The following is a 13,386-nucleotide window of genomic DNA, read 5'->3' as shown; positions in this document are numbered from 1 at the left end:
AGTTAGCTAACTAAATGATAAAAACTTTATCTGCAGTTATCTTTCTACGTTAAACAGTTTAATCCTTTAGCTAAAATAAACCAACATTGGCACTTACTCTCTAATTAAATTCTTGGCTTATAAAAAGCAAATAACTCACTTATAATTTAGACTGGAGATCAGTTCTTTTTGTAACAAATATTTTTCATTTCTTGTTGCCATAATAGCAGAAAATATTTTTTTTTGCACTTGAATTTTTGGTTTTGGTCTCGTATAATTAAAAAGCAGTCAATTTTATGCCGAAGTGGCGGAACTGGCAGACGCACTGGACTCAAAATCCAGCGATGGCAACATCGTGCGGGTTCGACTCCCGCCTTCGGCACCATATAAAGGGTATCAGCTTGGTTAAGCTGATACCCTTTACTTATTGATAAATAAATTAATCTGCATGCAAACAGAAAATCTTGAAATAATATGCTTAACCTTAAAAGAAGGGAGGCTATTACTATCAAGGAGAAGTCTAAGGTAAAAGAGGAAGAAAAACGTGAGGCTGAACCTAGTTTTCGCCGTGATAATCAAATTAGAATTGAGCCTCTAGATGATAATGCAGGGGCAACTTAAGATTAGAAGATTTATGGTATGTATTGCTAGCATTAACTAAAGACTGTGCAGCAGGGTTACCCCCGTTGCACAGTAGCATTAATTTATAGAGCCTTCTTAATCCATTGAATAAAGAACTTTATATGCATGTTTTTCTATTTCTTTCGTTAAGTCCTTGGCAAAATCTGAATTTGTTTTTTTTCGGATTAACCGTGAGAAACCAATAATAATGTAAAGCGAATCAATTAGGTCAGGATTTATATCCTTGGTCTTCATAAAATCCCTCCTAAACTTTTTCTAGATTATACCAAATGATGTTAAGGTGTAGTGACGAATATAATTATTTTCAGAAAATTTTAATTATTTTGTAATTATTTAATTGCTGTACCCAGATAAATCTCGCTAAAGCCCCAAAAATTCCACCCATATAATATATAGAGATTTATAAATAGTCATCCTCATTGTTATTAAGCCAAAAGAAAAAACCACCTTTAGGGCGGTTTTTCGTGGATTAGTAGACCACATCTTGCTAGTCCATTTTCGTACTAGCAATGCTTTTATCCACTTCCATGATAATAGGCAAGATCATCGGTCGACGCCGGGTTTTTTCGAATAAAAACTTACCTAAATGAGATTTTATCTCTTGCTTAATATACGACCAACCACAGTTCCCCTTGCTAGTACACTTTTCCAGGGCACTAACCACTTTCAAGCGGGCTTCTTCCATTAATACCTCTGCCTCCCTAACATAAACAAAGCCCCGAGATACTATATCTGGTCCAGTCAATACCTGATGAGTCTGCTTATCCATGGTCAGCACAACAATTAATATACCCTCCTTGGCCATATCCCGACGATCCCGCAACACTATATTCCCTACGTCACCGACCCCAAGACCATCCACCAAAACCCTACCTGCAGGGACGCGTCCCGTTATTCTACCATTTTGGCTGGTAAAGGAAAAGACTTGGCCAATTTCTCCTACGAAAATATTCTCCTCGGGGATACCTAGCTGTTGCGCCAATTCCGCATGTTTCTTTAGCATCCTATATTCCCCGTGAACGGGAATGAAGTATTTGGGGCGTAGAAGGTTTAGCATTAATTTTAATTCCTCTTGGCTAGGGTGTCCAGATACATGAATATCTGAACTACCTTCGTAAATAACCTTAGCCTTTAGCTTAAAAAGTTGGTCAATGATCCGGGAAACCAGTTTCTCGTTACCTGGTATGGGAGTTGCAGAAATAATTACAGTATCCCCAGGGAGTACTTCAACCTGGCGGTGTTCACCAAAGGCCATCCTAGTTAAAGCAGACATGGGTTCACCCTGGCTTCCAGTGGTAAGAATAACCACCTGATTATTAGGAAGTCTGTCCACTTCATCTAATTCAATCAACATCCCCTCAGGAATGTTTAAGTAACCCAATTCATCGGCCACCGCCAACACATTAACCATACTACGACCGGCAACAGCTACCTGACGACCGTATTTATGGGCTGTTAAAATAGCCTGCTGTAGCCTATGAATATTTGAAGCAAAAGTAGCGATAATAATTCTCTCTTCTGCTGCCAGGAAATACTCATCGAAGGACCTACCCACCAAATGCTCTGATAAGGTATAACCTTCTCGCTCTACATTGGTACTATCAGACATTAGCAACAGCACACCTTGCTCCCCTAGGGTGGCAAATCTATGCAAATCAATTATATCCCCATCAACCGGGGTATGGTCTATCTTAAAATCTCCGGTATGCACTACAGTTCCCAAAGACGTGTGTATAGCAATAGCCATCGCATCTGGAATACTATGAGTAACCCGAATAAATTCTACCTGAAAGGGTCCAATTTCCACCATATCCCGGGGTTTTACGGGTCTTAGGTCTATATCCCTTTCCATATGATGTTCCTTTAATTTGCGTTCTACCAAACCCAGGGCAAGTCGAGAACCATACACTGGGACTTTGATTTGCTTCAGGAAATATGGTAGCCCTCCAATATGATCTTCATGACCATGGGTTAGCAGCACTGCCTGAACTTTTTCCTGGTTATCAACCAAATAGGTGTAGTCTGGCAGTACGAAATCGATGCCCATCATTTCCTCTTCAGGAAAGGCCAAACCACAATCAATAAGCAGAATATGGTCACCATATTTAACTGCTGTCATGTTCTTACCAATTTCACCAAGTCCCCCAAGGGGAATGACTTGTACCTCAGAATCTTTAGCCAACATTACTCCTCCCTAAATTCATTCCTATTATTTAATTGCCGCTCAGTCTAACTTTTCTCAATTATACTTCACCAATTTCACTAATGGCAATTTATTATGGATAAGGAGGTGACTATATTAACTTAGACAGTAGCCCTTTTCTTACTTCGCCTATTGCCCTTATTATCCCATTTTTTTCTAGTATCTGTTTTTACCCAGTTATCTTTAGGAAAGTTTTTCATACGAGGTTTAAATGGCTGTACTTTTTTCGTTCTCAATGGTCGTTCTTCTGTTAATTCCACAGGCGTACGGTCTGGTTCCTTTGTAATCATTTTTAAAGCAGCAGCCACAAGGGTTACTGAATCTTGGTCCGTTAACAAATCCTCTGCTAATATGCGATAAGATTCAACCCCCCCTTCATCAACAATTTGCAGTAATTTTTCTACCGCCACCCTTTTTTGTCCTTCAATGGCTTGCTTAATGGAAGGTATCGGTCGACGACTGATTTTGTGTTTAGTTATGTTCTCGATAAGTCTTAGAAGATTAATCTCCCTAGGAGTCACAAAACTTATTGCTTCACCTTTTTTACCCGCACGCCCTGTTCGCCCGATGCGATGAACATAACTCTCCGGATCCTGGGGAAGATCAAAATTATAGACATGGGTTACCCCACTGATATCCAACCCTCTTGCTGCCACATCTGTTGCCACTAAGATATCGATTACGCCATCCTTAAATTGACGTAATACACTCTCTCGTTTTGACTGAGTAAGATCACCATGAATACCCTCGGCGGCATAACCTCGTTTATTTAAGGCTTCGTAAAGTTCATCAACCCGGCGTTTTGTTCGACCAAAGACAATGGCTAACTCCGGAGATTGTACATCTAAAAGGGTACAGAGCACTTCAAATTTCTGCCTTTCCTGCACCTCCAAATAACTTTGGTCAATACTGGGAACGGTAACTTCTTTGGCTTTCACCGTAATAAATTCAGGGTTCTTTAAGAAACGCTGGGCCAAATTTTGAATAGGTTTTGAAATAGTAGCAGAAAAAAGCAGACTTTGACGTTCCTCCGGAATATGACGTAGTATTTCTTCAATATCTTCAATAAAACCCATATTTAACATTTCATCAGCTTCATCTAAAACTACAATTTGGATCTCTTGCAAACGGATGGTTTTTCTGTTCAAATGATCCATAAGACGGCCTGGAGTTCCTACAATTATATGGGGTTTCTTCTTAAGCGCCCTAATTTGGCGGTTAATATCCTGTCCCCCATAGATAGGGAGTGTACGTACCCCTTTAACTTGGCCGATTCTATTTAACTCTTCTGCCACTTGAACGGCCAATTCGCGGGTGGGAGTAATTACAATTCCCTGAATCTTTTCAGAGTGTTGTGCCGTCCTTTCCACCATCGGTATGCCAAAGGCTGCGGTCTTTCCGGTACCAGTGTGAGCCTGTCCAATTAGATCCTTTCCTTGTAGAGCAACGGGAATTGATTTTTCCTGAATTGGAGTTGCTTCTTCAAACCCCATAATCTTTAATGATTCACCAACAGATTTGCTTAGGCCGAATTCATAAAAACTTTTCAAAAATAACACTCCTTAGTTTTAAAAACTATTAATATATAAAATGATCAAATAACATTAGCAATATTCATTAGTATTCTTAATCCGACCAAAATAATAGGAAGTTTTCTGGCAGGAACTATAGAAGAAATTGAGAATGATTTTAGTTACACATAATTATTCTTGACTCAAAGGATATCTATAATACTATTTTTAGGGAGGCTTCATATGATTTCTGTAAACATACCCGGACTGGGAAACATTCAAATTAAATTTTTGGTTTTGGACTATAACGGGACCATAGCCTTTGATGGTATTCTGTTGGACGGGGTATTGGAGAATCTTAATAACCTAGCCAAACAGATAAAGGTATACATTATTACTGCAGATACCTTTGGTGAAGCTGTAGCTCAGTGTAAGGATCTGGAGGGTGAAATAATTATATTAAAAAACGAGCTAGGGGCTGAAGAAAAAGAAGCCTTTGTGACCTCTCTGGGTGCAGAGCATGTTGTTGCCATTGGCAACGGGGTTAATGATGGTTTAATGCTCAAAAAAGCAGCCATTGGTATTGCAGTTATTGGTCATGAGGGGGCTTCTGTAAAAACCCTAAACGTAGCCGATATCGTAATAAAGGATATCAATGAAGGTTTGGGACTGCTAAGCAATACCAAAAGATTAAAAGCAACCCTTAGGGGATAATAACAGGCGGCCTGATCCGCCTGTTATTTTATAAAGAATTGTTATATTTTTGGATGAAAACTATATTATGAAAATAATCTTTACCGTCAGCCTTTAGCTTTAGGTGCCTTAGGGTATAGGACCCATGGCTCGTTTATTTTCATCATTGTTTTGTAATACAAAAATATTCAGCACTGTATTATAATATTTTTTCATACTTTTTATTACTTAATTTGTAGTAAAATAATGTTGGGGAGAACGGGGGTGGTCCCCCCTGTGGGCTGCAAACCCATGAGCCAGTCTGCGGTCCAGATTGGAGTCCGGTTCAATTCCGACTTCTCCCCTCCATTAAATCCATAGAAATAAAGCTCTAACATCAAAAATCCTGCATTTTTTTCAGGATTTTTATTGTTTTCTTATGCCTGTTGGTAAAAAGAAAACATTCAGACCTGAGACAAGAAAAACTCTGGGTTATTTTATTTACTATATCTTTTGTATAACCAGACCACAACTGCAATCACAACGCAAATACCGATAGTGATTAATCCAAAATAGTTTTCCAACAAACTTATAGCTTTTTCCCCAATGGCAATAATCACCAGTGCCTCAATAAAGAATCTTGCCGCTCTACTTACGGCTGAAGCAAAGATAAAAGTCACTTTGTTGATACGGAATACACCAGCCGAGATGGTAAAGATTTTATAGGGAAAGGGTGAAAAGCCTGCTATGGCAACAGCCCAACCACCATAACGCCGAAATAACCTTTGGATTTTCTGAATTTGCTCCTGTGAAACCCATCTTTCCAACAAAGGTCTGCCAGCATATGAGCCAATCAAATAGCCAAACATTCCCCCAAAAACCGAAGCCACAGAAACGATGGTGGCTAACCACAGTGCTTGCTCCGGGTTGGCCAGAGCCATTGGGATCAACATAACATCGGGCGGTATTGGAAAAAATGAAGACTCTATAAATGACAAAAAACCTAGCCCAACACTACCGTAATTATCAAAAAAATCCAATATATCGTCCATTATTCACCAACCACAGATTCTATTTTGAGTTCTCTCACTAACAATTAGACCCTTAAAGCAACCTTGTCCAGTACAAAGTTGTTTTAAAGGGCCTATTCATTATCTTACCGATGGAGCCATCCACTGTCAATAGTGTACTATCCCCGCCCCACGCCAATAGATTCCATAAATTATTAATCCTTAAGAGGATTTTTTTTCTTTCCGTAGAATAAGTAAATAATATAATTGTTAGGCATAGAAACTAAATAGTGCTCCGAGCTTATGAACCTAAGAATATTTTTCATGGTTCATAAGCCGTTAGGGTTTGTCTGGAAACGGGCAGGCCTCCCGGTGTGGAAAGGAGGATTTAAATTATTCAGGGCGGTTAAACCGTGTACTGTTCTTCCATACCAGTACGCGGTTTTTTTATGTTTAATGGGAGGTGAAACATCAAACAATAATACTTCTATATAACAACTGAATTTTTTTAAATTACATTATTGGAGGTTTTACCATTGACAAAACGATCAACAAAATTACTCCCTCTACTATTAACAATAATAATGCTAGTGTTTGCCGGCTGTGCCCAACAACAAGCACCCCAAGAAGAGGCCAAGCAGAACACCCCTCAACCAGCAGTAAAAGATGTTATATTAGCCACTACCACCAGTACCCAAGACAGTGGCCTGCTGGATATACTGAAGCCCGAATTTGAAAAGAAAACTGGCTATAATCTAAAAATTATTGCCGTGGGCACTGGTGCTGCCCTGCAAATGGGCGAAAAGGGTGAAGCAGATGTACTACTGACCCACGCTGCCAAATCCGAACAACCACTAGTAGATAACGGAGTGGCCATCAACTATAGCCTGGTTATGCACAACGACTTTATCATTGTCGGACCTGAAAGTGATCCGGCGGGTATTAAAAATGCAAAAACAACCGTTGAAGCAATTAAAATGATCTCAGAGAAGAATGCTATCTTTGTATCCAGGGGCGATGATTCCGGTACTCACAAAAAGGAACTGAGTCTTTGGCAAGAAGCAAAAATAGAACCCAAAGGTCAGACATGGTATCAAGAATCCGGTACCGGTATGGGGGCAACTCTAAATATTGCCTCTGAAAAGCAAGGTTACACTCTAACAGACAGGGCAACCTATCTTGCTCAAAAGGACAATGTGAAATTAGCCATTCTCTTACAGGGAGACAAGTCCTTATTAAATATCTACCACGTTATGAATGTAAACCCAGAGAAGTTTGATAAGGTAAATGCTGAGGGCGGAAAAGCCTTTGTAGACTTTATGGTGGCTAAAGAGACCCAAGAAATAATTGCTAAATTTGGTCAAGACCAATATGGTGAACCCTTATTCTTTGCAGATGCTGAATAAACAATACCCCCTACTGCATGTTGCATGTAGGGGGTATTATTTATTATCAAGATACCTTCATACCTATCACTACTGAGTAAGCTAAATTAGGGATTTAGCATACCTCTGCACTAAACACTTCATCATAGGGAAACTTGATGATAAAAACTGTACCTTGGGGACCTGTTTTTACATCTACTGAAGCATTGTGCCTCTCGGCTATACTATAACAAATTGCCAGTCCCAAACCAGTGCCACTATCCTTTGTGGTATAAAAGGGTGTTCCCAGTTTTTCCATGATTTCCGGCTTTATACCTTCCCCTTCATCACGAAACATTAGGATAACGTGAGGCTGGCGAAAGTATGTACGGATTGTAATACTTCCACCGCTTTGCATGGCTTCCAAACCATTTCTGGTTATATTAAGTAGAACCTGTATAATTTCATTCTCATCCAGTGGTAAGTCTGGTACCGTATCAAGAACTGCGTATACTTGTTTTTCTTCCTTAATGGCCTGGGCTTGCATTAATGGCAAGACCTTGGTGATGATAGAATTAAGGTTATGCTTCTCAACTTTTTCAGGTTTATTTCTAGCCAATGTGAGAAATTCTGTTATGATGGAGTTTGCCCGATCCAACTCTTCAATCATAAGTGCAAATTGATCTTTGAAGTTCTCACAACTTTCTTTTTTCGTTTGAAACAGCTGTAGAAAACCTCTTACTGTAGTTAAAGGATTGCGAATTTCATGTCCAATTCCTGCTGCCACCTGGCCAATCAGATTGAAACGCTCAAGTTTCTTGATTTCCTTTTCCATCTGTTTTGCTTCTGTAATATCTCTATAAGATAACAACATACATTGTTCTCTGGACACATTTACTACCACACCAGAACCCTGGAGGATTATCTCTTTTCCTGAGCTGGTACGTAATCTGGCTTCCCTATCATAATATTCGCTCTCTTTGGATAATTCTGTAAAAAATTCATTCCGTTGTTCCATATCGATCCACATATTAAAATCAGTAAAAGAGCGTCCAATGATCTCCTTACGAGAGATACCAAAAACTTGTTCTACACTATTGTTTACATCAATTAATAAATAATCATTTAGTCTAACAATAGCTTGTATATTGGGATTGGCATGAAATACTTTACAAAATCTTTCTTCTAACAACCTAAGAGATTCCTGTGCCATTATTAGTTGCTTATTTTTGTATAGAAGAAAAACAGTAAAGATAATACCGAAGATGCTACTTAATAAAACTGTCCAAACTAATCCCTTATTAATTTTATAGAATCCCTCCAGATCATTTATGCCTAGGTGCCTTTCCATTTCATCATTTACTACCTTAATCTTATTATCCGACATACTGGGTTCCCCATGACATGGATACGGAGAAAAGAATATGCTAATAATCAAGGAACAAAATAATATGCTTAGTAATAATCTTTTTTTCATCATTGGTATCCTCAGCTCCAAAATTGCCCTACATATCTTTCCTCAAAATAGCTAAGAATTAAACTTATACGTTATACTGAAATTTTCCTTCGAAGAAAAAAGGTAATTATTGTCGAATGCTTCATCTAATCAAATTCTAAGCTTTTACATCAATTGAACCCATACTTACCCATAAACAAAAACAGCCCTCAACAAGAGCTGTTTTTGTTTATTCATAGTTTCTACCAATGTTGGCCATGGCTGAACCAATACTAAGAAGTTGATCATAGGTAGAGACAATTTGTTCCAAGGAGCTTGTTACAATCTTTATGGCTTTTTCCTGCTCCAGTATCATTGCACTATCTTCCCGTATACTGGTTAAGACGTTGGCAATATCCGCAAGGGCGATAGTGGCTTGCTCGGATTGTATCTTTGTTTCTGCCGCAATCTTCTTTATTATCTCTAAATCGCTACTAATATCATTAGCATTAGCATCTCCATAATCCTGACAGGTGGGACATTGATACTGAGATGCAATATTTAAAACCTTTTTGGCTAATTCCATTGTATCCTTAGCAGTGTTATTGGTTTCCTTAATTAAAGCTTCCAAGTATTGATTTCGAACATTCATCTTGGAGGTTGTTCCTTTAAGGGTCAAGGTAGAAAAGTTAATAGACTCCATAGATAACATCAGCTGATTACTCATTTCCATCAGACTAGAGGTCAAGGCTGGAACCTGCCGCAGAAGAAAGGGCAGACACATTTCCTTTTCAGCCATACCCTGTAAACAGGCAACAGCTTTTTCCCAGCAAGTATCGTAACCACAAGCACTACAATTAATAAGATCCCTAGAACTTACTTTTCCAGTTTCTTTAAGAGTTTGCCAAACTTGCTCATCGGTAAAAGTCTGTTTAATTACTGGTCTTGCTTGGAAAGTCCTTTTGAAATTCAGTTTCTCTTGTACCTCAATAATTTTTTTATTGAAGGAATAGTTGTTGTTTTGGTTAACGGTTTTGGAAATTTGATGGGCTCTTACCACATAAGGTTTTTCACTGACCATTCCAGGTCCCATTACACACCCTTCACATACAAGCATATCAACGAATTTAGGTGTAAACTCTCCTTTGTCGATGGACTTTAATACCTCTATGCAACGAAGAGCTCCTTCTATCACTACAATTTCCATACTGGAAACATCCTCTTCAATGCCCGATGTTTTCAAAAGGCCACCGCTGATGGGAAAAGTCCTTGCAATATCAGGTTTTGGGTTTTCCCAGGGTTCTTCAGTAAGTTGCTGCCAGTCAATTTCTTCCTGTGTATACCACTGGTTAAGTTGTTTAAAGGTAATTACCGCATCTACATAACTTCCTGTATTAACATCAATAGACTCGTATTTTTTAGATAGGCAGGGACCAATAAATACAACCTTGTAATTTGGATAAACAGCTTTAACAATTTTGGCCTGAATCAACATCGGTGAATCGATGGGAGATAGATTTTCAATCAAATTGGGAAAATGCTTCTCAACCAATTGAACAACAGCTGGACAAGGGGTTGAAATAAGTGTTTTTTCAGTCTCCTTTAAGAGTTTAGTTTGTTCCTTTGCACATATTCCTGCTCCATAGGCCACTTCCTGAACACTTGAGAAACCGACTGTTTTAAGGGAGGCTACCAGTTTACCCGCCGATACATCAAAGGATGCTGCATAGGAAGGGGCAACAATGGCAGCCACAGGCTGCTCCTCTGCTATCCATTTTTGAATAAGAGGTGTGTCATCCTGTACCTGTTTGGCACCAATGGAACAAGCTAAAACACACTGACCACACCCAAGACATCCATCCTCAATAATTTCCGGGAGACCCCTGTTGATTGAAATTGTCTTTACAGGGCACGCTCTAACACAGGCATAACATTTTCGGCAATTTTCGTGATCAGTCTTTATTAAAACGATAATGATCACCCCCGGAATAATAATGTATACAGTATTTTAACATTATGTTAATTACCTCTCAAGAAAAACAAACTAGATGAATTCAATTTAAATACATTTTTATATTTTATGCAATTATAATGCCACTAGACCAAGCTAACCCCATGAGATAGATTTACTATACATATTACAATCAAACTTGGTATTTCTATTTTGTATTTTGCTTTTGTGTTCCCCTTTAATGTTCCTTTTGGGAACAGATGTATAACTTTTTGACAGAAGCCATTATATGATTAGAAAATGATATAATTAATTGTATATCATTTAGGAGGTTGCACATTGGCACTTTATTTAGATATTGATATTGATTACTTTGTTTACCCGATTTTAAAAGAAGCTGTATCAAATCAGCGCCCTAACTTGGGAAGAAATTATAAACTTGATGATCCTAATCAACTAATATCTATTATAAATGACAAGGCTATTAGTTTAGGTGAAAAACGGTATCTATTCACAAATCACATGCAAAGCCACCTAAGGTGGTGGTTAAATGGCAAAACTAACAATACAGTAATTCATATTGATGCCCATAGTGATTTATACGGCCATAATCATCCTGATTTATCAAAATTGAAAATGCTTGGCTGTCAAAATTTTTTGTGGCACTCCATTCGAGAAAGTTTAGTTTCCGAAATTTATTGGGTCTTTCCAGATAATGCTGTGGATTTATCAAAAGAGAACCTTTTAAAAGATATGTTTACTGAGAAACAGTTAAAAAATTACTATTTTATGGACAATATTCTGAACGTAGAATTAATCTGTATATTACCTGGAAATCACCCCAAAACCATACTTTATCATTTGCTAAAGGCAGAAGATTTACCTATATTTGACAAAACAGTGGAAATTACTACTGTGGCGACCTCCCCGGAGTTTATACCCCCTATGGCCGATTCCCTAGTAGGCATTGTTGGTGAATGGCTTAAGATAAGTTCTATCACAATCGAGAATATTTTAGAACAACATAAAAAGATGAACCTCTAATAGCTAAAACAAAAGATATTTATGACTAGAATACGTTAGGAAAAGAAAATCGTAGCTAAACCGATATAATAAATATTTATTCCTAAAAACAAGTCAAAACGGCTATAATTTTCCCTAAGTAGTTGACACAATAACTACTATGTCCTATAGTTAATTAAGCAAATATTTTCTTCGTTAGGTGAGGCTTCTACATAGACAGATGCCACTACCCGGAAATGTCGAGAGACTCTAACGGGTTAACAGGTACTACCGGCTTAAGGTTTTACCTAATGTGGCTGGGACAATTTATTGCCCTAGCTATGTACGTGCTAAAACTTGTACGAGTGGGGAAGGCTATGGCACCCTTAAGGGGGTTCTATTTACCTTCTGTTTTGTACTGAAGGTTTTTTTATTTCCAATAGGAGGTGGTAAGGATGGATGACCCATATCCCAAGATAATAACTCTAAAGTATTTTTTCGTTCTTACCATATTAGTATTTTTGGGGTAAGATACATCTTCTATTGGGGGTGAATCTATGATCAAGACCTACATGTATGATCATGGCACCGATAAAATGCGTCATGATATTAGTTTGGATAACCTGCACCCGTTTTTGGCCAACAAGAAGAACTTTTTATGGGTGGATCTATACAACTTCTCGGAAGAAGAAATTAAATACGTTGCAAATGCCTTTGATTTCCACGAACTGACCATTGAAGACTGCATGCATTACAGCCCAAGGGCAAAGCTTGATAAATATGACGATTATTATTTCCTAATGATGCATGCCATTCGCTATAACGAAGAACGAGACGAAGAGATTATGTTAGTTCAGCTAAACATCTTTTTAGGTGAAAATTATGTTGTAACGGTTCATAAAAACACCTTGCCAAGCCTAGGACGTATGGCAAAGATCTGTCATTTTGACTGTCAACTGTCTAATAAGGGAAGAGATTTCTTCCTTTACTCAATTATCGATGGACTGGTGGATGAATACTTCCCTGTTCTGGATCGGATTGGTGATCGTATTGAGGACTTGGAAGATGAAATTTACGAAAAGCCTAGCAGAGAAACCACCGATGAGTTCCTTGCTTTAAAAAGAACTATATTAACAATGCGTAGGGCTATTACACCCCAGCGACGCATTTTTTATAGTATTAGCAGCAGTTCCTTTACTGTTAGCGAAGATAATCAGCCCTACTACCTCGACCTAAAGGACCATTTGGAACGGATTTCCGATACCATTGATGGTTATAAGGATTTAACCGATGGTGCCTTGGCCACCTATTCATCCATCATTAGTGCACGAACTAACGAAACAATGAGAGTCTTAACAGTGATATCAACAATTTTCATGCCTTTAACCTTTGTAACCGGTTTCTTTGGTATGAACGTTCCTTTGCCAGATCAGAATTCTTTATGGTCTACCGTAAGCATCACTTTAGGACTTATTCTAGTATCCCTATGGATGATTGTTCTCTTCCGCCAAAAGAAATGGATGTAAATGTAAAACACCTCTGCCAATTGTATGGCGGAGGTGTTATTTATGAGGGCCATAGCTCCTAGCACACGACCTGTTACCAAGTCTTCCTTGG

The 13,386-nt window shown here is 38.4% G+C and carries 11 protein-coding genes, 1 tRNA gene and 2 riboswitches; of the genes, 6 read left to right on the top strand and 6 right to left on the bottom strand.

What is annotated here, in order from left to right; translation table 11 throughout:
- The first annotated feature begins 277 nt into the window (after positions 1-277).
- Positions 278-364, top strand: a tRNA-Leu gene (locus tag ACYQ03_RS08510).
- Between the two features lie 89 nt (positions 365-453).
- Positions 454-600: a hypothetical protein gene (locus tag ACYQ03_RS08505; protein WP_459909208.1), complete on the top strand. Its 147-nt coding sequence runs from the start codon at positions 454-456 to the stop codon at positions 598-600.
- A gap of 96 nt (positions 601-696) precedes the next feature.
- Here ACYQ03_RS08505 and ACYQ03_RS08500 read toward each other — a convergent pair whose 3' ends face one another.
- The 3 genes from ACYQ03_RS08500 to cshA all read right to left on the bottom strand — a co-directional run bounded on the left by ACYQ03_RS08500 (position 697) and on the right by cshA (position 4,374).
- On the bottom strand, positions 697-855 hold the full coding sequence (locus tag ACYQ03_RS08500; RefSeq protein WP_459909207.1) for a hypothetical protein: 159 nt from the start codon (positions 853-855) through the stop codon (positions 697-699).
- Between the two features lie 253 nt (positions 856-1,108).
- Positions 1,109-2,806 carry a ribonuclease J gene (locus ACYQ03_RS08495; protein WP_459909206.1) on the bottom strand — a complete coding sequence of 566 codons (1,698 nt, stop codon included), beginning with the start codon at positions 2,804-2,806 and terminating at the stop codon, positions 1,109-1,111.
- A gap of 119 nt (positions 2,807-2,925) precedes the next feature.
- Positions 2,926-4,374, bottom strand: coding sequence for a degradosome RNA helicase CshA (gene cshA, locus ACYQ03_RS08490; RefSeq protein WP_459909204.1), 1,449 nt, complete (start codon positions 4,372-4,374; stop codon positions 2,926-2,928).
- Positions 4,375-4,578: 204 nt separating this feature from the next.
- Between cshA and ACYQ03_RS08485 the strand changes: the two genes are divergently transcribed.
- Complete coding sequence (locus ACYQ03_RS08485) at positions 4,579-5,049, top strand: HAD family hydrolase (RefSeq protein WP_459909202.1); 471 nt, start codon at positions 4,579-4,581, stop codon at positions 5,047-5,049.
- A gap of 455 nt (positions 5,050-5,504) precedes the next feature.
- Here the strand turns inward: ACYQ03_RS08485 and ACYQ03_RS08480 are convergent, their stop codons facing one another.
- Positions 5,505-6,059, bottom strand: a complete 555-nt coding sequence (locus tag ACYQ03_RS08480) for a YqaA family protein (protein WP_459909201.1) — start codon at positions 6,057-6,059, stop codon at positions 5,505-5,507.
- Between the two features lie 239 nt (positions 6,060-6,298).
- A riboswitch (molybdenum cofactor riboswitch) is annotated at positions 6,299-6,418 on the top strand.
- Between the two features lie 183 nt (positions 6,419-6,601).
- Here ACYQ03_RS08480 and ACYQ03_RS08475 point away from each other — a divergent pair.
- Positions 6,602-7,423 carry an ABC transporter substrate-binding protein gene (locus ACYQ03_RS08475; RefSeq protein ID WP_459910780.1) on the top strand — a complete coding sequence of 274 codons (822 nt, stop codon included), beginning with the start codon at positions 6,602-6,604 and terminating at the stop codon, positions 7,421-7,423.
- Between the two features lie 94 nt (positions 7,424-7,517).
- On the opposite strand, the gene ACYQ03_RS08470 is transcribed toward ACYQ03_RS08475, so the two are convergent.
- Complete coding sequence (locus ACYQ03_RS08470; RefSeq protein WP_459909200.1) at positions 7,518-8,768, bottom strand: two-component system sensor histidine kinase NtrB; 1,251 nt, start codon at positions 8,766-8,768, stop codon at positions 7,518-7,520.
- A gap of 298 nt (positions 8,769-9,066) precedes the next feature.
- Positions 9,067-10,797: a [Fe-Fe] hydrogenase large subunit C-terminal domain-containing protein gene (locus ACYQ03_RS08465; RefSeq protein ID WP_459909199.1), complete on the bottom strand. Its 1,731-nt coding sequence runs from the start codon at positions 10,795-10,797 to the stop codon at positions 9,067-9,069.
- Positions 10,798-11,106: 309 nt separating this feature from the next.
- Between ACYQ03_RS08465 and ACYQ03_RS08460 the strand changes: the two genes are divergently transcribed.
- Positions 11,107-11,811, top strand: a complete 705-nt coding sequence (locus ACYQ03_RS08460; RefSeq protein WP_459909198.1) for a hypothetical protein — start codon at positions 11,107-11,109, stop codon at positions 11,809-11,811.
- 163 nt (positions 11,812-11,974) lie between these two features.
- Positions 11,975-12,146, top strand: a riboswitch (M-box (ykoK) riboswitch).
- Between the two features lie 180 nt (positions 12,147-12,326).
- Positions 12,327-13,295, top strand: coding sequence for a magnesium/cobalt transporter CorA (corA, locus tag ACYQ03_RS08455; RefSeq protein WP_459909196.1), 969 nt, complete (start codon positions 12,327-12,329; stop codon positions 13,293-13,295).
- Positions 13,296-13,386: the final 91 nt, after the last annotated feature.

It is taken from the genome of Desulfotomaculum defluvii, from assembly GCF_054657375.1.
The sequence above is the reverse complement of the archived record's forward strand: the minus strand, read 5'-3'. Positions and strand labels throughout refer to the sequence as shown.